We start from the raw sequence: 23,266 nt of genomic DNA, 5'->3' as shown, positions 1-23,266 counted from the left end.
CTTTGCTGCGTAGAATCAATCTAATTACAAATAAGATGAGAAATAGCATAATGGTAGCTTCACTGTTAATAACGTCCCTTTCATTTGCTCAGCAACAATACAAACCAGCTTTTGACAGCATTGACAACTCTAAACAAGCTGCAATTGATTTAGAGACAGTGATTATAACTCCATTTAAACAAAGTCCAGAAAGACAACCTGAGATAAAGGGAAACGTACTTTTTGTTGGTAAAAAAAATGAAGTCCTAAAATTATCTGCTATTACTGCGAATTTAACAACTAATAATGCACGGGAGGTTTTCTCAAGAGTTCCAGGAGTTACCGTTTGGGAAAATGATGGTTCCGGCATACAAATCAATATTGGCGTTAGAGGATTGAGTCCTAATAGAAGTTGGGAATTAAACACAAGGCAAAATGGTTACGATATTTCATCAGATGTTTTTGGCTACCCTGAAGCCTATTACAATCCCCCTTTAGAAGCAGTTGAAAATATCGAATTAGTTCGTGGTGGCGCATCTTTACAATTTGGACCACAGTTTGGAGGAATGCTAAATTATGTGCTGAAGAGAGAAAATAAAAGAAAATTCAGTTTTGAAACTCAAAATGCGGTTGGCAGTTACAATTTAATGAGTAGTTACAACTCCATTGGTGGTACAATAAATAAATTCTCTTATTTTGCTTATAATCATAGTAGAAGTGCCGATGGCTGGAGAGAAAATAGCAAGTATAAAGTTCGTAATTCACATGTCTTTTTAGAATATGCTTTTACAGCTGATACAAAATTATCTGCCGAATATACTAATATGGATTACTCGATGCAGCAAGCCGGGGGTTTAACAGATCAACAATTTAAAGAAAATTCAAGACAGTCCTCACGAGAAAGAAACTGGTTTGGCGCGCCATGGAATTTATTTTCAGTAAACTTTGATACAAAAATATCTAATTCATTAAAGTCAAATACTAAACTTTTTGGGTTGATTGGTGAGCGAAATAGTGTAGGTTTTCTAGGAACACCAAATGTGATGGATGCAATAAATCCTTCAACTAATGATTATTCTAATAGAAGAGTTGACAGGGATTATTATAAAAATTTTGGAATTGAAAATAGAAATACTTACCGTTATTCGATTAGCAAAAGCCAAAACACTTTAGCTTTTGGAGTTAGAATTTATAAAGCTGAAACACGTAGACAACAAGAAGGACGTGGAACAACAGGCTCCACTTTCGATTTAACAACGCTTGAAAAATACCCTAGAGATTTAAATTTCACTACTGAAAATGTTGCTTTTTTTGCTGAAAATCAAATACAAGTAATAGAGAACTTTAGTGTTGTCCCTGGCGTTCGGTATGAATATATTACTTCTTCTGGAAATGGACAATTTGGCGTTAGTTCAGGAACTCCTACTCCTTTTCAAAATGAAAAAATATCTCGCAGCAAGCCACTTTTTGGTCTTGGAATGGAATATAAAATAGGTGCTACTAATATATACGGTAATATTACGCAAGCTTTTAGACCCGTATTATTCTCAGATATTACTCCACCGGCTGTTACAGATGTCGTTGACCCTAATTTAAGAGATGCAAGTGGATATAATGCTGATTTAGGATATCGCGGTATAATAAAAGGTTATTTAAATTTCGATTTTAGTTTGTTTTATTTGAGCTATAATGACAGAATAGGTGGTGTTCGACAGTTTATTAACAACGATCCCTCACAGGGCACATTTTTATTTAGAACCAACTTAGGAGAAACGGTAAATAAAGGATTAGAAGGATTTGTAAACTTAAATATCACTAAATTTTTTGGAATCGAAAAAACCTACGGAAACATTGATGTTTTCTCAACTACCAGTTTTATTGATTCTAGATACACTGATTTTAGAATTAATACAGTAACTGGAACGGCGCCTAACGCTGTAATAAGTGAAACCAATTTAAATGGTAATCGTGTAGAAAATGCGCCGAGATACATACATAATTTTGGTATAAGTTGGAGTATAACTGAATTTTCTGCAACATTACAGTATAAAACATCAGGCAAAATTTTTACTGATGCTAATAATACTGCGACTCCTTCAGCAAATGGTGTAACAGGATTATTAGATGGTTATAAGGTAATGGATTTGTCAGCTGAATATAAATTTCTTAAAAATTACAATATCAGGTCTGGTATAAATAATTTAACAAACGAAAATTATGCCACTAGAAGAGCAGGGGGTTATCCTGGACCAGGTATGTTACCGGGGGAAGGAAAAACTTTCTTTATTTCAGTTGGGGCTAAATTTTAAATAGTCTACAATTCAGTACTAGCTACATAAAAAGAAATAGATTTATTTTTGCTCTAACTTCTTTTTAAAAATTCAATTTTAATAATAGAAGTTTTTCCTAATCATATATATTGACTCTCAGTTGAAAGCAAACTATGTTCGATATAATAACAACGGGCAATCAAAATTTTAAGTTGATAGCTAAGAATTGGAAACAACATCACGCATTCTAACTTAAATACATAGTAATACTTTTCTTGATATAAAAAATGCCCCAATAAGTGATTAACTTTTTGGGGCATGTTTAATTTAACTTTAGATACATCAAAGTAATCCTATAAAATAATAAAAAAAACCTATTGTTATCTATACAACTAAAGCCCCTTATTTTAAAAAGATAATAATTTACGTATCGATTTCATCCTTGTGGTTAATTGCTAAGCCTAATAATGTTGTTAGTAACGCGATGTGAATCATGATATTCATCCAGTTACCAGAAGGAATATGCACTGAAAGTAAAGCTACCACAATAATTCCTGTTAAAAGTGCATAGGCAAAAAATATTTTTTTATTAGCAAATAATAAAAGTCCAGCAACAAGCTCAATTAAGGCAACAAAAGCTCCTAAAAGAAAAGTTCCTGAATCACCTAAAAAAGCAAAGCCACTAGACTTTAAAAATGCTGCCATATTATTTAATCCTACACCACCTAAAAAGCCCTCGATAAATTTTTCTAAACCACCCCAAACGAATAGCAATCCAAAACCAATGCGGATAATTATATTTCCTGTTTTCATATATTTAAATTATATATACTATTTTGTAAATTACAGTTCTGGAGCTAACGGAAAATCAATAGCAAAACCAGTCAAGTTATGAATGTAATTACTCATAATTTTATCCCCGATAACCATTACCACATCAATTAAATTAATTTCAGAATATCCCGCGGCAAAGAAAGCATCTTTCGTTTCTTGAGTTGCATTTCCATGATTTGAAACAACCGAAGCAACAAATTTTACTAAAGCATCTAATTTTGGATCGAATGAAGCACTACCTTTTCGTAATTCGATAACTTCTTCGTCTGTAAAACCATTCATTTTCCCTAAAACAGTATGAGCTGACTGGCAATAACGACAACCGTTGATTTGACTTGTAATTAAATTCACAACTTCTCTTTCTTTTGCTTTAAGCGTATTTTTTCTGTTTTGTAATGCTAGATAATCAGCTAGCGCCGTTTCATTTTTACCGTAATACGCATACAAGTTGGGTACAAATCCTAGTGCTTTTTCCAAGTTTTCAAAAATAGCCTGATTTGATGCTGAAACTTCATTTTTTGTTGGGATTGCAAATTTTTCCATGTCTAATTTTTTTTAATGTTACTAAATATTGTGTCTCAAAAAAGAATATTTATGCTTAGAGAGCAGTTATTCTTATTTGATGGTACAAAGGTGTAACATAAAAACAGGTTGCAATTAGACTGTTTTTCCTAATGAATGGTCATTTATTCCCGACGTTGCTATTTTTTGTAGTTTGAGGGAGAAATACCTTCTATTTTTTTAAAAAACCGACTAAAAGTTTGGATGTCTTCGTACCCGATTTCATAAGCTATTTCTTTGATAGACTTGTCACTATATTGCAGCAGCCTTCTAGCTTCTAATATCTTTCGATCTTGAATAACTTGAAGGGGGGATTTTTTACCAAATTTTTTGAAAAGATTAGAAAGGGTTTTGGGACTTCTATTTAGTAAAACAGCATAATCTGCGACTTGGTGTTTCGTTTTAAAATATTTTTCTACCAAATAATTGTATTCTCTAACAATATCAAGTTGATTTCTATCGAATGAAGTTAGCTCAGTTTGTTCTTTATAAATTCGAGTACAAAGAATCAATAAACGTTTTAGCATCATTTGAAGCATTTCATTTTTTAAGTCATCTATTGATTCCATTTCAATAGAAAACATTTTCCACAGCGTATCAAACTTTTCTAATTCAAGAATTGGGATTGCTATTTTGGGCACTTGAGAGGCTCCAAAAAATAAAATTCCTTTGCAACCCACTTCACTATCGTGATCTGAAATACAATAAAATGCTCTGTTGAACCGAACTAATCTTACTTTATGAATATCAATAATTTCAATGGTGTGAAATTCAGTAAGAAAAACAATTTCATTGATTTGAAATTGTTTTTCTTGTCCATCTACTTTAATTGTAAGTTTCTCTAAAGCCCAAACAACACTTAGGCCCTCTGAAATTTTTTCTTTTAAAAGATGACAGTTTAGTGAACTGACCTCATCTAATCTTAAAAACTCATTTATTTGTCCCGTGTAGAGCATTAATAATTAGGATTTTTGTAAAAGTATCGCGGCTTCTTTAGCAAAATAAGTCGAAATTAAACTTGCTCCAGCTCTTTTGATACACATTAATTGTTCCATCATAACTTTGTCATTATCAACCCAACCTCTCTCGGCGGCGGCTTTAATCATTGCATATTCACCTGAAACGTGAAACACTGCTACGGGCACATTTACAGCATTTTTTACTTCGCGCACAATATCAAGGTAAGCAATTCCTGGTTTTACCATAACCATGTCAGCACCTTCTTCTACATCCCACAAAGCCTCTTTAATCGCTTCTAATCGGTTTGCATAGTCCATTTGGTATGTTTTTTTATCTTTTGGCACCTTTGCAAGCTCAGCACCAGATATAATCTCCTTAGGCGCGCTGTTTAAAGCATCTCTAAATGGCCCGTAAAATGCAGAAGCATATTTAGCAGAATAACTCATAATTCCCACATTCTGAAAACCTGCAGCGTCCAATCCTTGACGTAAGCGCAAAACACGTCCGTCCATCATATCAGATGGGGCTACAAAATCGGCTCCTGCCTGCGCCTGAGAAACAGCCATTTTTACCAATGCATCATTTGTTGAGTCATTCTCTATATCGCCATTAGCGATTATTCCGTCATGACCATAAATAGAATAAGGATCTAATGCTACATCTGGCATTACAATCATTTCTGGACAAGCCGCTTTGATCTCTCTAATAGCATCTTGCATTAGTCCCTTAGGATTCCATGCTTCTTTCCCTGTATTGTCTTTTAAACTTTCATCAACTTTTACGTAAATATTTACCGCACGAATACCTAAAGCAAACAATTCCTTAACTTCTAAAACCGTTAAATCTACTGAACGACGAAAAATTCCTGGCATTGATGAAATTTCTACTTTGTAATTTTCACCTTCTGCAATAAACATTGGAAACATAAAATCGCTTGGACTTAAAGTCGTTTCGCGAACTAAAGAACGAATGGATTCATTGACGCGTAATCTTCTACCTCTTTGTAATGGGAACATAATGATTTATGATTTAGCTCCATAGGAGCGATATATTTATAGTTATATTTTTGTTGGCTATGAGCTCCATAGGAGCGGCATCTTTTCAGTAATTTTTTATTCTTTAAAAATATATTTGTCTTTATACTCTATTTCAAATGCTTTTAAAAAATCAATATATTCTTCTTTAAATGTTTTTGTTTTGTGATGTTCTTCTTGATTTTGAATATAATTGATAACGTTACTTAATTGCGAATGGCTGTATGAAAATGCTCCAAACCCAGTTTGCCATTCAAATTTACCATTTATCCATTTTTTTTTGTTAATAAATCGTGATGAGTTAGCTTTTATATCTCTAACCAAATCAGACAAAGCTTTGGTAGGCTTTAATCCAATTAAAACATGAATGTGGTCAGGCATTCCATTAATAGCAATTAATTTCTGGCCTTCATCAGTAACAATTCCGGTAATATATTTAAACAACTCGTCTTTCCATTTGTTTGAAATCAAATTTTGTCTGCCTTTGATAGCAAATACAATTTGAATATATAATTGTGAATAGGTATTTGCCATTATTAGTATTAATTCAATTGTTATAAATATAACGCTCCTATGGAGCTTCCTGAATTCAAATCATCTTCTTCTATAGTTATGTCGCTCTTACAGAGCTATCCACTCTTTTGGATTTTCTAATACTTTTATTAATTTTTCTTCTTCGCTTCCCACTTCTGGATGATGATCATAAACCCATTGCACATGTGGTGGCAAACTCATCAAGATACTTTCAATTCGACCATTGGTTTTCAAACCAAATAATGTCCCTTTATCATGAACTAAATTAAATTCTACATAACGACCGCGACGAATTTCTTGCCAGGTTTTTTGAGCTTCTGTAAATGGTAAATTTTTTCTTTTTTCAACAATTGGAACATACGCTTCTAGAAAACTATTGCCCACTTCTGAAACAAAGCTGAACCAATCTCCCATTTTCATTTCCTCCGTCTCTTTGCAATAATCGAAAAACAATCCGCCAATTCCACGAGCTTCAAAACGATGTGCATTCCAGAAATAAGCGTCACATTGCTTTTTATACTTTGAATAAAACTCTGGATTGTGTTTATCACAAGCTATTTTACAAGTCTGATGGAAATGTGTTGCATCTTCCTCGAATAAATAATATGGCGTAAGATCTTGTCCGCCGCCAAACCAACTATTAATTACATTTCCAGCATCATCGTACATTTCGAAATAGCGCCAGTTGGCATGAACCGTTGGTACTAGTGGACTTTTTGGGTGCATTACTAAACTTAATCCACAAGCAAAGAAATCAGCTTCGCCTACATTAAACATTTTCTGCATAGCCTCAGGTAATTTCCCATGAACCGCTGAAATGTTTACACCGCCTTTTTCGAATACATTACCGTTTTCAATAACGCGTGTTCGTCCTCCGCCACCTTCTGGACGTTCCCAAACATCTTCACGGAATTTAGCTATTCCATCAACTGCTTCTAATCCTGCAACGATTTGATCTTGCAAGTTTTGTATGTAAGCGTAAAATTTATTTTTCATTGTATTATTTATTCAAAAATGTAAGCGTTTAACAAGCTGAAACTATTTAAAAGTGTTTAAAAAAGTGTTTAAAAGTGTTTAAAAGTGTTTAAACAATTTCCCAATAGTAACCAGGTGTATTTATAATTTTACCATCTATTCTTAATGCTGAAAGATAATTTGTTACTTTATTCTTTTTCTTTTCTTCCGAAAGAGCTGCTGATAATTTAGGAATAATAAGATTATCAATCTTATCACGTTTTGTTTTTCCCCACTTTTTAAGGCATTCCAAAATCATTCCCTTAAAATGAGAGTCATCAAAACTACGATTAGCTAAATATTCCGCCTGTAGGTTTTCATCATTGGTTGAACCTACAATATTAAAAGATAAATATATATTTGGCCTTCTACCTTCTATATATTTTAATTTCTTTAGATGCTTGAATTCATCCTCCGAAATTTCCCTCTGTTTCTGAACTTTATCTAGTAAAATTATTTCATCTAAACCTAAATTAGCGTTCTGGATAATAATCTTAGCAAAATTTTCGTCTAAAATTTTCCCTGTAATGGTTACTTTTACTTTATTGTCTTCAAAGTTATAATCAGGCAATGGAAAAAAACGCTGTTTTTGAAAATTAAATACTTTCCTAATACCTCCTCCTTGAGTTTCAATCATATCAAGATTTTTCATGGCTTCAACCAAGAATGGATTGCGATATACTTCCTCTGGAGTATCATTTAACACTACATCTTCTACTGATTTTGGTAAAAAAGAACCATAATTAGAAAAAACCAAATGATCATCTTCAAATTCAACGACATTTATCCTAGCTCCTTTGGCATAATCTTGATGTGCAATAGCATTATTTAAAGACTCTCTAATACTAAAAGGTTCGTAACGTAATAATTCATCTGGAAATAAGGTTCCGTCGCGCAAATAACGATATTTTAGATTTCTAATTTTTTTGTAGACCTCGTCTACAGATAATAAAAAAGGAATCGAAAAGATCTCAAAATCTTTATCTTGATTGTATATTGTTTTTAAATTCCATCTGATTTTAACAGAAGAATCTAAAAAATGCTCTGCTTCATCTTTTCCTAAAAGTATTAAGGCCGTTCTAGTAATTTTACCTTTTATGGTAATCTTAGCCTTATTTAAAAAATCGACATTATTCCAATTATCAACTTCATCAATATATTTAGGGTTTCTTTTTTTAAACTCTATTCTCGCTTTTGCAATTGCGATTTCATCTAAATCATGAATATTTGCTTCTTCAATAATAACTTTAGACCAATCTTCATTTACTTGAACTTGGGTCAATATTGCATCCAATCTCGCTTTGGTCATTTCAACCAAATTGTCATCTATTCTCTGCCAAGTTTTTTTATGTGCATAAACGGGTAATCTAAATTGATGTTTAGGAATATGAAATATCCAAACAGTTTTATTAGTATCGGATGAAATAATTTCTTCAACTTTAAAAATATCTGAATTCAAATTTGGGCAATTACCTGTAATCCTGAACTTAATATTTTCAAGTGAATAATCTGCGAATTCTTGAATTCCTACAATAAAATAAGTTTTATCTTGAATACCAATAATTAAATTTCCACCTTGCATATTCGCTATTGCAGAAATATATGAAATAACATCATCACCTGCTCGGCCAGAAACAGCACTTTTTAAAGATTTAAACTCTTTCCATTCGCATTTTTCATTTTCAATTGGATAGTTTACCTTGAGATAATTATGTAATTCTTTTTCTGTCATTTAGCTATTTATTACAAACTGGCTTTTGATAAAGCTATTTTATTAAAAATTCCGAAAGAAAAACTCTTACTTTCTGTTTGAATATTCTCGTAAATCGCAATTGCTTTTTCAACTAAACAAAATGGATTTTCTCTTGATAAAGCAATTAAAAAATCAGCAAATTGTTCTTGCTGACTCCAATCAAGTTTTAACCGCTGTAATAAATCAAGTAATTCATTTTGACTACTTGTAATTATGACTTCTGTTGTCAAACCGAGATTAGTTAAATGATTGTCGATAACAATTGTATCTTCATTATTCCAAAACTTTGGAACAAAAACAAAAGAAAGCAAAGTCTTTAGCACATTGTCTATTCGTTCGCTTTCTTTATCTTTTAATCCTTTGTTTAACATTTAAACTATATATTGTATTCTTTTACTGCATCGATAAATGCTTTGGCGTGATCTACAGGGATATTTGGTAAAATTCCGTGACCTAAGTTTACGATGTATTTATCCTTTCCAAACTCATCAATCATTTCGTGTACCATTTTCTTGATCACTGGAATTGGCGACAATAATCGTGAAGGGTCAAAATTTCCTTGCAAAGTAATTTTTCCACCTGATAAATATCGTGCGTTTCTTGGCGAACAAGTCCAATCCACTCCTAAAGCAGAAGCTCTACTTTTGCCCATTTCCCCTAGAGCAAACCAACATCCTTTTCCAAAAACAATAACCGGCGCATCATCAGCTAGAGCTTCAATGATTTGATTAATATATTTCCAAGAAAATTCTTGATAGTCAACTGGCGATAACATTCCACCCCAAGAATCAAAGACTTGAACGGCATTGACACCTGCTTTTACTTTTTCTTTTAAATATAAAATAGTGGTATCAGTGATTTTTTGTAATAAAACGTGAGCTGCTTCTGGATATTGAAAACAAAATCCCTTGGCTTTATCAAAACTTTTAGACCCTTGTCCCTCGACTGCATAACACATGATTGTCCACGGTGAACCCGCAAAACCTATTAATGGCACCTCATCATTCAACATTTCCTTAGTTATTTTGATAGCTTCCATTACATATCCTAAAGTTTCGTGAATGTCTGGCACAAATACGCGCTCTACATCTTGAATAGTTCGAATAGGATTTGGCACAAAAGGACCAAAATTTTCTTTCATAATCACCTCAAGTCCCATTGCTTGTGGAACTACCAAAATATCCGAGAACAAAATTGCTGCATCAGGAGCAATTCTACGAATAGGTTGCACTGTAATTTCTGCAGCTATCTCAGGGGTTCTACAACGGGTAAAAAAATCATATTTATCACGTAATGCGATAAATTCAGGTAAATATCTCCCCGCTTGACGCATCATCCATACCGGCGGACGTTGCACTGTTTCTCCTTTTAATGCTTTTAAAAATAGATCATTTTTAATCCCCGAAACAGCCGTATGCATATCTTTATCGTTCATTTTACTATTTTTTAAATTATTTTATTTTTTCCTAAATTTCGCGCTTTAGTGAATTAGAGGATTTTAATTATACTCTGCAATTACTTCGTCAATCACGTCTTCGATTGTAGGTTGATTTGCCATGATGACATTTTTTGTTATTCCTTTTAATGCGCTGGATGTTGTGGTTCCAATACAAAAACAAGTTTCGTTTTTAATTTTATTTTCTTTCAAATAACTCTCGATTCCTGACGGACTAAAAAACAGTATCGCATCAATAGCCGTTTTAATTTTCTCAGGTGTCAGTGTAGTTTCGTAAACTTGAATTTCATTAAACTTTATATGAGCCTCTTTTAATGCTTTTGGCAAAGTTTCTCTTCGTAAGTTTCCACTAAAAAAAGTATAGCTTTCACTGGCATAAATTAGCGTTATAATTTCGGCTAAATCTTCTGCATAACCTGTGTAAGCAACCACATTAAATCCGCTTTCAGAAAGCATAATTTTTGTTTTTAAACCCACACAAAACACATTCTTTGATTTTAAATTGGCTGATTGTGGATCTAGCAAAAAGCTTTGAACTGCATTTTGACTTGTAAAAATTAAATTATTATTGATTTTATTTAATTGAAATGGCTGACTTTTAGTTTGAATAAAATCAACTTCAATAACATTGCAATTAGCACTTAGTAAAGCTTGCTTTTGATTGTGAGAAAGTATTTTAGTAGAAAGTATCTGTATCATTTTTAACGTCTTATTTGGTATTCTTCTTGTCCTAAGCAATATGTTTCTATATCTTTATTGTAACCGTAAACTACTAAAATATCATTTTCTAGAATGATGGTATTTGGCGTAGGCCGACCAATACTCTCTTTAATAATTGATTTTTTTCCAATTAAATTTTTCTTTTCACGTTTGCGAATTATAGTGATAAGAGTCAAACGATATTTATCAATTGTATCTAGTTCAGCTAAAGTTTTACCATAAAATTCAGGTTTAGCTTTCACCTCAGAAATAGTGTAGTTATTATCTAATTGGTAATTTTCGAGAGTCGATTTAAAATTAATTTGTTTCGTTAATCGATCCGCTGATTCCTGTTCTGGATGTACAATGCTATAGATTCCCATAGCTTCAAGAACCGTATCATGAATAGGAGACAATGCTCGACTTATGATTTTTACATCACTTAATTTCTTTATGATGGCTGTGGTAATAATCGCCGCACCTTCATTTTCTCCAATAGCAACTACCACTTTATCTGCATCTTTTAAAGGTAAAGCTTCATAAGAAAGTTCATTAGTAGAATCCATTGCAATGGCAAGCGAAATTTTGTCTTTCACGAGATTTACTTTTTCGATATTTCTGTCAACGCCTATAACTTCATTTCCCGTTTCGGTAAGACTGATCGCTAGCGACATACCGAAATTCCCTAAACCAAATACGATTATCTTCATGATGGCAAGTTAGTTAATTAATATATTTTCTTTAGGATATTCATAAAACTGATGGTTTAATCTTCGCAATAAACCTACCATTAAATTCAACATTCCTATCCTACCTATAAACATGCAAGCAATTAAGACATATTTGCTTGGCTCTGTCAGGGTGTGTGTAAAATTCATACTCAATCCAACTGTACTGTAGGCTGAAAAGCATTCAAAAGCAACTGTTAATATCGGTGTATCTTTTGGTTCTAAAATTAAAATTGCCATAATCGAAATACCAATTGTGATTAAAGAAATTGACAAAATAGCAAAAGCGCGCGAAGTAGATTCTGATGATATCCTTCGTCCAAACAATTCAATTCTGCTTTTCCCTCTTGCAAGGGTATAAATATTTAATGTTGCTAATGCAAAAGTACTTGTTTTTATACCACCTGCTGTTGATGCTGGTGAGCCACCTATCCACATTAAAAAAATAATAAAAAGCAATGATGGCACAGTCATTAATGTATAATCAACCGTACTAAAACCCGCTGTTCTAGGCGAAACAGCATGAAAGCTTGCCGCAGTTATTTTTCCAAAAATCGTATTGTGCTCTAACAATGTATTATTGTATTCCGAAATGTAAAGAAATATAAAGCCGCCTACTAACAGAATAAAAGTTGTATAAATTACGATTTTAGTGTTTACAGTAATAATTCTAATTTTTCTATGAATTCTTTTTTTGTAAAACAACTCAACGATATAATTTCGCAGGTATTGGACAAAATTGAAAACAATATTATGACCTAGTCCACCTAAAATGATTAGTAGCATGATAATCCATTGTAAGTAGTAATTAAAACTAACTGTTTCATGCATAATCCCACCTGGTATGGTAGAAAAACCTGCATTACAGAATGCTGAAATAGAATGAAACATTGAAAAATAAAAATCATTTTCAATAATTGGGTTATCAACTATCGACGTATAAATAAAAGCTGAACCTACTAATTCAACCCCAAGTGTAAAAATTACTACATTCAAAGCGGCTCTAAAAACATCTTTCAAACCATCATGTGCAATAAAATCTCGCGTGTTTAAACCTTCTTTAAAGGAAGTACTACCTCTAAAAAAAAACGCAAAAAAAGAAGTGAAGGTCAAAATTCCTATTCCTCCTAGTTGGATTAAAACGATAATTATGGTTTGTCCTATAATTGTAAAATCTGCTGCTGTATCTACTACTGTTAAACCAGTTACACAAACTGCGCTAGTAGCTGTAAATAATGCATTTGTAAAAGATATTCCATTTACAGTTGCGCTAGGTAACATCAACAAAAAGCCACCAATTAAAATTAAGATCATAAAACTGCCAACAAAAACTATAGCTGGATTAAAATAGATATCATAAATGTATCGTACAAAAACCATTAATCTTAAAAGGAAATAAAAAATCAAGCCACCCTTTAGCACTGGTTTTATTTTCTGTGTAATATAATCACCGTCAAAATTACTATTTAACATTGCAATTATTCCACATAATCCCAATAGCACAGCTATTAAAATTATGTTGATCAGAATAACTCTTTTATTTCCTTTAGTAGTGTAATTAAAATATTTAAAGCAATTGAAAACTAAAAGACCAAAAGTGAGTGCAAGTAGACCACCAATATGTGGAGAATAATAATTTTCATCAAAACCGTAACCAAATTCAAAAACGATAAATAGTAGAACAATTATATCAATAAATCGATAGAGATAATTAAGAATTGATTCTTTCTTCATAACGAAATAAAATTATTTTTTTAAATCTTTACGAATGCCTTCCATTAGATGAACTCCTCCATTTACTAAAATTTCCTGAGCTGCTTTAAATCCTAATTTCTTCCAGTCACCTAAAGGAACTATTTTATAGACTTCTAATTTTTCTTTTCCATCAATAGAGAATAAAACGCCTTGAAAAACAATTTCATCTTCTTTGAATATTGCTAATGCTCCAATTGGTGCGGTACAGCCTCCTTCTAATGTTTTTAGAAATTGTCTCTCAATATGTGTACAAACTTCTGTTTCTATATCGTTTAATTCAGATACTGCATCTCTACAATATGGATCATTTGCCATAGCAACAATTACCATAGCACCTTGAGCTGGTGCTGGAACCATCCAGTTTAAATTGATGAAATTAGAAGGTTTTATATTGATTCTTTCCAGTCCTGCTGCTGCAAAAACGGCTCCGCTCCAGTCGCTATCCTGCAATTTTTGCATTCTAGTATTTACATTCCCTCGTAAATCGACTACTTTATGAGTAGGGTATTTATTAAGCCATTGTGCTTGACGGCGCAAACTACCCGTTGCAATAGTGCCCGCTCCCTCGAGAAAGTCCAGATTTCCTTTATGAACTAAAATATCTAGCGTATTTGCTCTTTCTAAAACTGCAGCTTGTACAATTCCTATAGGTAAAGCGGTAGGAACATCTTTCATGGAATGCACCGCAATATCTACTTGACCATTTATCATGGCAATATCTAATGTTTTTGTAAAAATTCCTGTAATTCCTAATTCATAAAGTGGTTTGTCTAGAATTATATCTCCTTGTGATTTTACAGCAGTAATTTCAGTTTTGTAACCTAAATCATTAAGTTTTTTTTCTACTGTGTGAGCCTGCCAAAGTGCGAGTTCACTATCACGAGTTCCAATGCGTATAATTTTATCTGCCATTATTATTTTTTAATCTATACTGCTTTTTAACAATAAAGAAATTAGTTTTCAACATCAATTTAAAAATAGTTACAACAGTAAATCTACTTTAATAAAAATATTGAAGGGGTCAATTGTTTGAAAATTTCAAAATCTGACTTTCAAAATCTGACTTTCAAAAGCACAGCTTGTTTTCTTAGGTCTAAAACAAAAACAGCTATTGTTTTCTGAGAAAATAATAGCTTGAGTGAGTTATATTATAAATCAAGTAAAACCCAATTTACCGAACCATTGCTTCAATTTTAAATACTTTTTCAATCCATTCAATACTTTCGTCAACCATTGTGTTTTCATCTTTAAGATGGTTTGCAAAATGAGTTGTTATTTTTTGGATTATTCTATTGCTGATAATTTCTGCTTGCTCTTCATTAAAATTTAAAATTTTTCTACTTTGAAAATCAAGTTCTGACATTTTAATGTCGTTTAACTTTGCTTTCAGAGCATTGATTGTGGGTGCGAACTTACGTCCTCTTGTCCACACTCCAAATTCTTCTTGTATTTCTTCAATTATTGCTTCCGCTGCAGGAATTTGTCTTTTTCGTTTTTCTAATGTTTCATCCGTCATTTGAGACAAATAATCCATGTGAATAAGCGTTACTCCTTCAATTTCCGTCACGTTTTCATTTACATTTTTTGGAATTGATAAATCTAAAATTAATAAAGGTTTTTTTAAATTAAGTATTGCTTTATCAACCGTTGGGTTTTGCGCTCCCGTAGCAACGACTAATACATCTGCGTTTTGTAATTCAAGCTGCAAATCAGCATAATCTTTTACAACTAGATTTAATTTTTCAGCTAGTTTTTCAGCCTTATCTTTAGTTCTATTGATTAAAGTAATTTGCTCATGTTTAGTATGCTTAACTAAATTTTCGCAAGTATTTCTACCAATTTTTCCAGTACCAAAAAGCAAAATATTTTTGTTGGTAATATCAGGAACATTTTTAATTATATATTGAACTGATGCAAATGAAACAGAAGTTGCACCCGAAGAAATTTCAGTATCCGTTTTGATTTTTTTACTGGCTTGTATCACCGAGTTTACTAGGCGATCCATAAAAGTATTGATCAAACCATTTGATTTACTTAAATTAAAGGCATTTTTGATCTGGCTAATGATTTCAAAATCACCTAATATTTGACTATCTAATCCTGTTCCTACATGAAACATATGATTGATGGCTTCCTGATTTTTATAAATATAAGCTACTTCCTGAAATTCCTCTACAGAACCATTACTATTCTCACAGAGTAATTTAATTAATTGATAAGGGTGATTAGCAAAACCGTAAATTTCAGTTCGGTTACAAGTAGAAGTAACAATAAGCGATTCTATACCTTCGGCTTCAGCTTGTATCAATAAAATAGATTGGGCTTTGGCGTCTAAACTAAATTTTCCTCTGATAGTAGCGTCTGCTTTTTTGTAACTTAAACCTAAAGCATAAAAACTACTATTCTTGGACATGTTGAATTTTTCCATATTATACTTTTCTTAAAAAAGCTCTACAAAATTATTGTTATCTATTCTATAAAAACAACGCTGTAAGTGCTTTTTGTATCGCTGAGCGATATTTTGAATAAAAACCACCCTTTGCACAGCTATAATAGCAAATATTATAGCATTATCAAGCATTTATATACTGCCTATGTAGATTAATTCTAAATAAAGGTAGTTCCTATTAACCATTTTGTATATTTAAAAATATCGCTTAAAGTTCACCAAAGTTATAGAAGAATAGCTAATTAATTTTCTTCAACGATTTAAAATATTTATTGACAATATTTCCTCATAATCCATTTTACTTTGAAATAAATATTTTTAAATTGATTTAAAATTATCATATTAATTTTTTTATTTATTAAGATTATTTTGGAATATGAATGTAAATAGTGCCGTTTCCCTCCACTTAACATTTATGTAACTGAAAATTTGACTCTTGTCAAACTAGTTTTTAAACAAAATTTATAAAGCAACCCGCTGGGCGTAATTATTATAAACGTCAGTTCGAGTGTTTTTTATGGAGTATAACGGAGCAAAAAATACTCATACTGACGAAAAATCATCATCAAAAACTAATTACACCCAACGGGTTAAAATAGAAATTAAATATTAATCGTGATTACAGTTAATACACTTTACGTTCGCATTATAATGGTAAAAATTAATTTTGTTACAAATCACTAATAATAAATCATACATCGGGCTTTATGGCACCTTGATTATGAACTTAACATTATTGTTAAGTTAATCGCGCAAAACACAGGTTGTGAAAATAAAAATTTTGCTCACAATTAGCTTAGAATAACTTACAATCATTAAACATTACATAAATTACAGACCAATTATAGAAATAACCATCAAAAAGATTTAATTTTGAAAAGCACACTACATGGAATTATTTAAAGGTTCATTCAATAAGTTAAAAGTAGAACATCGAAACAATGGAGGAAGAAATAAAAATTGACGAAGATTTCATTTTAATTCGTTTTCAAAACAATACCGATGAAGTTATCGAATTTAAGCGCCCTGTGCAATTAGGCCTGATACAGTTTCATTTTGGTTTAAAAGGTAGTGCGGATTATATTTTTAATCAGGGTACGTACATCATGAACCTGCAAGAAGAAAAGGCATTATTGTTTTATAATACAGAAAAAGAATTGCCTTTACATGTCAAAATTGCGCCTAAATCATGGTTAATATCAATATTTGTATCGGTTAGAAAATTTCATGGATTGTTTACAAATGATGCTGAATATATTCCTTTTTTGAGTCAAGAAAATAAAGACAAAAAATATTATAATGAGAGTAACATAAGCCCATCGATGGCGATTGTGTTAAACCAAATGTTTCATTACAACCTGAATCCATCAATAAAAAATCTTTACTATAAAGGAAAAGGATATGAGTTGTTAAGTCTATTTTTTAATCGAAATGAAGATCCTAATGCGGAACAATGTCCGTTTTTAGTAGACGAAGAAAATGTCTTGAAAATAAAAAAAGCTAAAGAGATTATAATAGCCAATATGGCTGAACCACCAGGTTTGCAGGAATTAGCAGATGAAATAGGTTTGAATTTGAAGAAACTTAAAATGGGTTTTAAACAAATTTATGGAGACACCGTTTATGGATTCCTATTTGATTACAAAATGGATGTTGCCCGAAAACTACTCGATAGTGGATCCTATAATGTAAATGAAGTAGGATTAAAAATAGGCTATAGCACCGGTAGCCACTTTATTGCAGCTTTTAAAAAGAAATTTGCAACAACGCCAAAAAAATATTTGATGGCATTAAATTCTATTACGCAATAAAAATTGCTTTTGCATATTAGACAATAAATAAAAAATAGTTAATCTCAATTTGCAGAACGTAACTTTAAGTACTTTTGCAAAACGAAAAACAAGACAAGATGAAAGGTGTATTATTAGTTAATTTAGGTTCTCCAGAAAGTCCAACCCCCAAAGATGTTAAACCGTATTTAGATGAATTCTTAATGGACAAATACGTGATTGATGTTCCTTTTTTGTTACGTGCTTTGCTTGTTCGTGGAATAATCCTTCAAACAAGACCTAAAAAGTCAGCCGCCGCTTACGCAAAAATATGGTGGGATGAAGGTTCTCCGCTTGTAGTTATTTCTAAAAGGATGCACGAAAAAGTACAGAAATTAGTTGATGTCCCTGTATCCTTAGCAATGCGTTATGGAAATCCATCATTATTGTCTGGACTTCAAGAATTACATGATAAAGGTGTTAATGAAGTGCTGTTATTTCCATTGTATCCCCAGCATGCTATGGCCTCTACAACAACCATATTAGAACTCGCAGAGGAGCACCGTAAAAAGTACTTCCCAGAAATGAAGTTTACAATAGTTCCTGCTTTTTATAACAAACCTGATTATTTGCAAAATCTTGCTGATTCTATCAAAGGTCATTTACAAGGTTATGACTATGATCATTTATTATTTTCATATCATGGTATTCCTGAGCGTCATATTCGTAAAACGGATATAACTAAATCACATTGTAAAATTGATGGATCTTGTTGTAATACGCCATCACCAGCACATGAGTTTTGTTACCGTCACCAATGTTATGAAACTACCAAGCAAGTTGTTAAGTTGCTAGGAATTCCAGAAGGAAAGTACAGCCAAACCTTTCAATCACGATTAGCAGGAGACAAGTGGTTAACTCCTTACACTGACGTAGAAGTAAATAAAATGCCTAAAAAAGGAATTAAAAAACTTGCTGTTGTAACTCCTGCATTTGTATCTGATTGTTTAGAAACATTAGAAGAAATCGCTATGGAAGCCGGTCACGAATTTAAAGAAAATGGTGGTGAAGAATTTTTAGCTATTCCATGTTTAAATGACAGAGATGATTGGTGTGCAACCGTTGGTAATTGGATCACTAATTGGTCAAATGTTTCTTCTAAAGTTGATGTACCCACTGAAACCGTAACCGCCTAAATGGCTGTTTCAGCTGCTGAGTTAGGAACTCAGGACATTAAAAAACTCTTATTTAAACAAGCAGTTCCAGCTTCTATTGGTATCTTATTTATGTCGGTTAATATTTTAATCGACACTATCTTTGTAGGTCAGTGGATAGGTTCGCTAGCAATTGCCGCAGTAACCGTAGTTTTACCTATTACTTTTTTAATTTCTTCATTAGGAATGGCAATTGGTGTGGGCGGCGGATCAGTGCTTTCTCGTGCACTAGGAAGCGGTGATAAAGAGAAAGCATTAATTACTTTTGGCAACCAAATTATGATGACCTTTTTATTGGCATCCATATTTGTAATAATTGGACTTTTTTTTAGCGATGAAATGCTTATTTTATTCGGGGCTAAAGGTGCCATAATGCAACCAGCCAAAGAGTTTTTTTTTCCAATAATTGTTAGTGTTCCTTTTCTTGCTTTGTGCATGATGGGAAATAATGTAATACGTGCAGAAGGCAAACCTAAATTTGCTATGGCAGCGATGATTATTCCTGCTTTTTTCAACATTGGACTTGACATTCTTTTTATAAAATATTTAAACCTAGGTATGGAAGGAGCTGCAATGGCAACAGCCATATCTTATTTCACTTGTTTCTTATTTGTACTTTGGTTTTTCGTTTTTAAAAGTGAATTGAAGCTTAAACTAAAGCATTTCAAATTTCAATTTCCTATAGTCAAAGAAATCTCCGCATTGAGTTTTGTTACTTTTTCAAGACAAGGTGTGGTTGCTATTTTATCAATTATTCTAAATCATACGTTATACACTTATGGAGGGGAACACTCAGTAGCCATTTACGGAATAATTAGCAGAATGTTAATGTTTGCATTGTTCCCTATACTTGGTATTACACAAGGATTTTTGCCTATTGCAGGATATAATTACGGTGCTGAAAATTACGAAAGAGTAAAAGAAACGGTCAAACTTTCGATCAAATATGCAGCCATTTTAGCGTCACTTATTTTTGTAGTGATTTTAATTTTCGCAAAACCTATAGCTGCCATTTTCACTACCGATGTGTTAATAATTGAGCAAACACCGGAAGCATTGCGTTGGGTTTTTGCAGCTTCACCTATTATTGCCATTCAGCTTATTGGTGCAGCTTACTTTCAAGCAGCAGGTAAAGCTCGAAAAGCATTACTATTAACTTTAAGCAAACAAGGGTTTTTCCTAATTCCATTAGTATTAATTCTACCAAATTTTTTAGGTATTTTTGGAGTGTGGATTGCGTTCCCAATTGCCGATGTACTTTCAACAATACTCACTGGTTATTTTCTAAAAAAAGAGATGACTACAAAACTGATTTAGACAAAAAATGGAATATTATAATTACTTAAAGTCCCTGCACCTCATCTTTGTAATAACTTGGTTTGCAGGATTATTTTATATTGTACGATTATTTGTTTACCAAATTGAAGCAGCAGACAAACCTTCGCCAGAAAAAGAAATTTTACAAAAACAATATAAAATCATGACGTATCGCTTGTGGTACATTATAACTTGGCCTTCTGCAGTTTTAGCGAGCATTTTTGCTTATTGGATGTTGTTTTTTACTGATCTGGGTCAAGCCTGGTTACAAATGCCATGGATGCATGTTAAACTTGGCTTTGTATTTGCGCTCTATTTATATCATGGGAAATGCCAGCAAATTTTCAATCAATTACAAAATGACCAAGTAAAATATTCTACAAATTTCATGCGATTATGGAATGAAGGTGCTACAATTATTCTTTTTGCAGTAGTGTTTTTAGTTATTTTAAAGAGTGCGGTAAACTGGATATATGGTGTGGCAGGAATATTTGCATTTTCGATTTTAATAATGCTTGGGTTTAAATTTTATAAGAAAATTAGAGAGAAAAAGTCTAATCATTAAGTTCGCAAGGAGAGCACAAAGAACACTATAAATCGCTGCGAACATCGTTTTTGATTACTGTCTTTGTGAAAAATATATGATCAAAAACTTCAAAATAGCAACGCTTTCATTACGAATTAGGATTTTTCTATCCATGATTGTATTGATATTGATGGCCTCTATAATATTGGCTTCAATATCAATAATTCAATTTAAAAACGAAGCTAAAGTTTACCACCAAGAAAGGTTAGAACGCAATGAAAATGCCGTTAAACAACATATCAATTATATTCTTGCCACAACTACCTATCCACTCACTTCTGACAACTTAGATCTTATTTTTAAGGATAAAATTCATGAACTAGCGCACATTCACAACGTAGAAATAAATATTTACAATTTAAACGGAAAGTTATTAAAGTCATCTAAAGAATCATTTTCTGTAGATAAAGTTGCACCACCTATTCCAAAATATATTTTAAAATTGGTAAGATCCTCTATCGAAAAACGCTACGTAGATATCAAAACAATTGATGGGAAAAAGAATCGCTCGGCTTTTAGTCAAATTAAGGATGATAAATTCAAGCCTTTAGGGATTTTAAATCTACCCTATGTTGAAGATGACGGATATTATGAAAATGAATTAAAAAGCTTTCTCATTAGATTAGGACAAGTGTATTCATTTATGCTTATTATGGCTTTTGCATTAGCTTATTTTTTATCATCTTACATTACGAAATCATTAAAAACTATTTCAGATAAGCTTAGCGAAACAAGTTTAAATCAAAAGAACGAAAAAATTGTATTAGAAGCCAGCAGTAAGGAAATTAATCTTTTAATAAACTCTTACAATGCCATGGTCGATGAATTAGAGAAAAGTGCGTTAAAACTCGCACAGAGCGAACGAGAAGAGGCTTGGCGCGAAATGGCGAAGCAAGTGGCGCATGAAATCAAAAATCCGCTGACACCAATGCGATTAACAGTCCAGAGTTTTCAGCGAAAATTTGATCCAAACGATCCAAATGTAAAACAAAAAATGAATGATTACTCCGAAACTTTAATTCAGCAAATTGATACAATGAGCGCGGTTGCTTCTGCTTTTTCTAATTTTGCATCAATGCCAGCACAACAAAATGAAACCTTGAATGTAGTTGAAGTTGTGGAACTTGCTATGGATATTTTTAATGAAGACTATGTGGAGTGTAAAAGTGAATTACCAGAGATAATTTCGATAATTGATAGAACCCAATTGATAAGAATCATCACCAATTTAGCTAAAAATGCAATTCAGTCTATACCTGAACGACAGGAGGATAAATCAGTAATCGTAAGAATTAAAAAAGAAAATAACAACGTGCTCATTACTGTTACTGATAACGGAATAGGTATTCAGCGAATGGATACAGAGCGAATATTTGAACCAAAATTCACCACTAAAACTAGTGGAATGGGACTTGGACTCGGAATTATAAAAAACATCATCGAAAATTATAAAGGAACTATTACCTTTGAAACTGAACTTGGAATAGGCACCACCTTTACGGTTTCACTTCCTATCACTAACATTTAAATTTAGCATTATGAACTACGAAAATATTTTAATTTCAGTTGACAACAATATAGCTATCATCACTATAAATCGTCCAAGCAAGCTGAATGCTTTGAATGTTGCAACTATAAACGAACTTCATAAAGCCTTTAAAACACTCAATAAAAATAATGAAGTTCAAGTAATAATCCTTACCGGAAGTGGCGAAAAAGCATTTGTTGCAGGTGCTGATATCTCAGAGTTTGCTCATTTTTCAGTTAAAGAAGGAGCGCAATTAGCAGCAGAGGGACAAGAAAAATTATTTGACTTTATCGAAAATCTCAAAACTCCTGTAATTGCAGCCGTAAATGGTTTTGCTTTAGGTGGCGGATTAGAGCTAGCAATGGCTTGCCATTTCAGAATAGCATCAGATAATGCAAAAATGGGATTACCAGAAGTCTCGCTCGGTGTCATTCCAGGTTATGGAGGAACACAGCGTTTACCTCAATTAGTTGGGAAAGGACGTGCCATGGAAATGATCATGACAGCAGGAATGATAACCGCAGATGATGCGCACAGAAGTGGACTTGTAAATCACTTAGTACCACAAGCAGAGCTTTTAGAATTTTGTAATGGAATTGCACAAAAAATAAAGAAAAACTCACCTTACGCTATCAGTAAAGCGATAAAATCTGTCAATTCTAACTTTAAAGAAGGTAAAAACGGATTTAAAACAGAAATAAAAGCTTTTGGAGATTGTTTTGGAACGGAAGATTTCAAAGAAGGAACTACAGCATTCTTAGAGAAAAGAAAAGCAGTATTTACTGGGAAGTAAATAATTTTTAAGTAAAAACAAATATTTCAAACA

The 23,266-nt window shown here is 32.4% G+C and carries 21 protein-coding genes; 7 read left to right on the top strand and 14 right to left on the bottom strand.

What is annotated here, in order from left to right:
* The first annotated feature begins 35 nt into the window (after positions 1-35).
* Complete coding sequence (locus BUA99_RS06270) at positions 36-2,288, top strand: TonB-dependent receptor family protein (RefSeq protein WP_072989653.1); 2,253 nt, start codon at positions 36-38, stop codon at positions 2,286-2,288.
* Between the two features lie 384 nt (positions 2,289-2,672).
* Here BUA99_RS06270 and BUA99_RS06265 read toward each other — a convergent pair whose 3' ends face one another.
* The 14 genes from BUA99_RS06265 to hemA form a co-directional block, all read right to left on the bottom strand.
* Complete coding sequence (locus BUA99_RS06265; RefSeq protein ID WP_072989651.1) at positions 2,673-3,062, bottom strand: DoxX family protein; 390 nt, start codon at positions 3,060-3,062, stop codon at positions 2,673-2,675.
* Positions 3,063-3,092: 30 nt separating this feature from the next.
* Entirely contained in the window at positions 3,093-3,626 is a 534-nt protein-coding gene (locus tag BUA99_RS06260; protein WP_072989649.1) for a carboxymuconolactone decarboxylase family protein, read from the bottom strand.
* Positions 3,627-3,784: 158 nt separating this feature from the next.
* Positions 3,785-4,600 carry a helix-turn-helix domain-containing protein gene (locus BUA99_RS06255; RefSeq protein ID WP_072989647.1) on the bottom strand — a complete coding sequence of 272 codons (816 nt, stop codon included), beginning with the start codon at positions 4,598-4,600 and terminating at the stop codon, positions 3,785-3,787.
* 6 nt (positions 4,601-4,606) lie between these two features.
* Positions 4,607-5,620, bottom strand: coding sequence for a porphobilinogen synthase (gene hemB, locus BUA99_RS06250; protein WP_072989645.1), 1,014 nt, complete (start codon positions 5,618-5,620; stop codon positions 4,607-4,609).
* A 96-nt stretch (positions 5,621-5,716) separates the two neighbouring features.
* Positions 5,717-6,172 (bottom strand): IS200/IS605 family transposase, encoded by a 456-nt coding sequence (tnpA, locus tag BUA99_RS06245; protein ID WP_072989642.1) that lies wholly within the window; start codon positions 6,170-6,172, stop codon positions 5,717-5,719.
* Positions 6,173-6,259: 87 nt separating this feature from the next.
* A complete protein-coding gene (hemF, locus tag BUA99_RS06240) occupies positions 6,260-7,168 on the bottom strand; it encodes an oxygen-dependent coproporphyrinogen oxidase (protein ID WP_072989640.1) in 909 nt (302 codons plus the stop codon).
* A gap of 88 nt (positions 7,169-7,256) precedes the next feature.
* On the bottom strand, positions 7,257-8,918 hold the full coding sequence (locus BUA99_RS06235) for an RNA-binding domain-containing protein (RefSeq protein ID WP_072989637.1): 1,662 nt from the start codon (positions 8,916-8,918) through the stop codon (positions 7,257-7,259).
* 11 nt (positions 8,919-8,929) lie between these two features.
* The gene (locus tag BUA99_RS06230) at positions 8,930-9,310 is read right to left on the bottom strand and encodes a hypothetical protein (protein ID WP_072989634.1); all 381 of its coding nucleotides are present in this window, start codon (positions 9,308-9,310) and stop codon (positions 8,930-8,932) included.
* A gap of 5 nt (positions 9,311-9,315) precedes the next feature.
* On the bottom strand, positions 9,316-10,374 hold the full coding sequence (gene hemE, locus BUA99_RS06225) for a uroporphyrinogen decarboxylase (protein ID WP_200778641.1): 1,059 nt from the start codon (positions 10,372-10,374) through the stop codon (positions 9,316-9,318).
* A 63-nt stretch (positions 10,375-10,437) separates the two neighbouring features.
* A complete protein-coding gene (locus tag BUA99_RS06220) occupies positions 10,438-11,094 on the bottom strand; it encodes a uroporphyrinogen-III synthase (protein ID WP_072989632.1) in 657 nt (218 codons plus the stop codon).
* A gap of 2 nt (positions 11,095-11,096) precedes the next feature.
* Positions 11,097-11,804 (bottom strand): potassium channel family protein, encoded by a 708-nt coding sequence (locus BUA99_RS06215; protein WP_072989629.1) that lies wholly within the window; start codon positions 11,802-11,804, stop codon positions 11,097-11,099.
* Positions 11,805-11,813: 9 nt separating this feature from the next.
* Positions 11,814-13,556 (bottom strand): TrkH family potassium uptake protein, encoded by a 1,743-nt coding sequence (locus BUA99_RS06210; RefSeq protein WP_072989626.1) that lies wholly within the window; start codon positions 13,554-13,556, stop codon positions 11,814-11,816.
* A gap of 12 nt (positions 13,557-13,568) precedes the next feature.
* Positions 13,569-14,489 carry a hydroxymethylbilane synthase gene (hemC, locus tag BUA99_RS06205; RefSeq protein ID WP_072989623.1) on the bottom strand — a complete coding sequence of 307 codons (921 nt, stop codon included), beginning with the start codon at positions 14,487-14,489 and terminating at the stop codon, positions 13,569-13,571.
* Positions 14,490-14,748: 259 nt separating this feature from the next.
* Positions 14,749-16,005 (bottom strand): glutamyl-tRNA reductase, encoded by a 1,257-nt coding sequence (gene hemA, locus BUA99_RS06200; RefSeq protein WP_072989620.1) that lies wholly within the window; start codon positions 16,003-16,005, stop codon positions 14,749-14,751.
* 962 nt (positions 16,006-16,967) lie between these two features.
* Here hemA and BUA99_RS06195 point away from each other — a divergent pair.
* The 6 genes from BUA99_RS06195 to BUA99_RS06170 all read left to right on the top strand — a co-directional run bounded on the left by BUA99_RS06195 (position 16,968) and on the right by BUA99_RS06170 (position 23,233).
* Positions 16,968-17,837, top strand: coding sequence for a helix-turn-helix domain-containing protein (locus BUA99_RS06195; protein ID WP_072989617.1), 870 nt, complete (start codon positions 16,968-16,970; stop codon positions 17,835-17,837).
* Between the two features lie 98 nt (positions 17,838-17,935).
* The gene (gene hemH, locus BUA99_RS06190; protein WP_072989615.1) at positions 17,936-18,991 is read left to right on the top strand and encodes a ferrochelatase; all 1,056 of its coding nucleotides are present in this window, start codon (positions 17,936-17,938) and stop codon (positions 18,989-18,991) included.
* Positions 18,992-20,326 (top strand): MATE family efflux transporter, encoded by a 1,335-nt coding sequence (locus BUA99_RS06185; RefSeq protein ID WP_072989612.1) that lies wholly within the window; start codon positions 18,992-18,994, stop codon positions 20,324-20,326. It abuts the gene before it with no gap.
* A 7-nt stretch (positions 20,327-20,333) separates the two neighbouring features.
* Positions 20,334-20,891, top strand: coding sequence for a CopD family protein (locus BUA99_RS06180; protein WP_072989609.1), 558 nt, complete (start codon positions 20,334-20,336; stop codon positions 20,889-20,891).
* 76 nt (positions 20,892-20,967) lie between these two features.
* On the top strand, positions 20,968-22,440 hold the full coding sequence (locus tag BUA99_RS06175; protein WP_072989606.1) for a sensor histidine kinase: 1,473 nt from the start codon (positions 20,968-20,970) through the stop codon (positions 22,438-22,440).
* A 10-nt stretch (positions 22,441-22,450) separates the two neighbouring features.
* Positions 22,451-23,233 (top strand): enoyl-CoA hydratase/isomerase family protein, encoded by a 783-nt coding sequence (locus BUA99_RS06170; RefSeq protein ID WP_072989604.1) that lies wholly within the window; start codon positions 22,451-22,453, stop codon positions 23,231-23,233.
* The last annotated feature ends 33 nt before the right edge of the window (positions 23,234-23,266 follow it).

Source organism: Flavobacterium segetis, from assembly GCF_900129575.1.
GTDB lineage: Bacteria > Bacteroidota > Bacteroidia > Flavobacteriales > Flavobacteriaceae > Flavobacterium > Flavobacterium segetis.
This window is presented reverse-complemented; position numbering and strand designations above follow the sequence as displayed.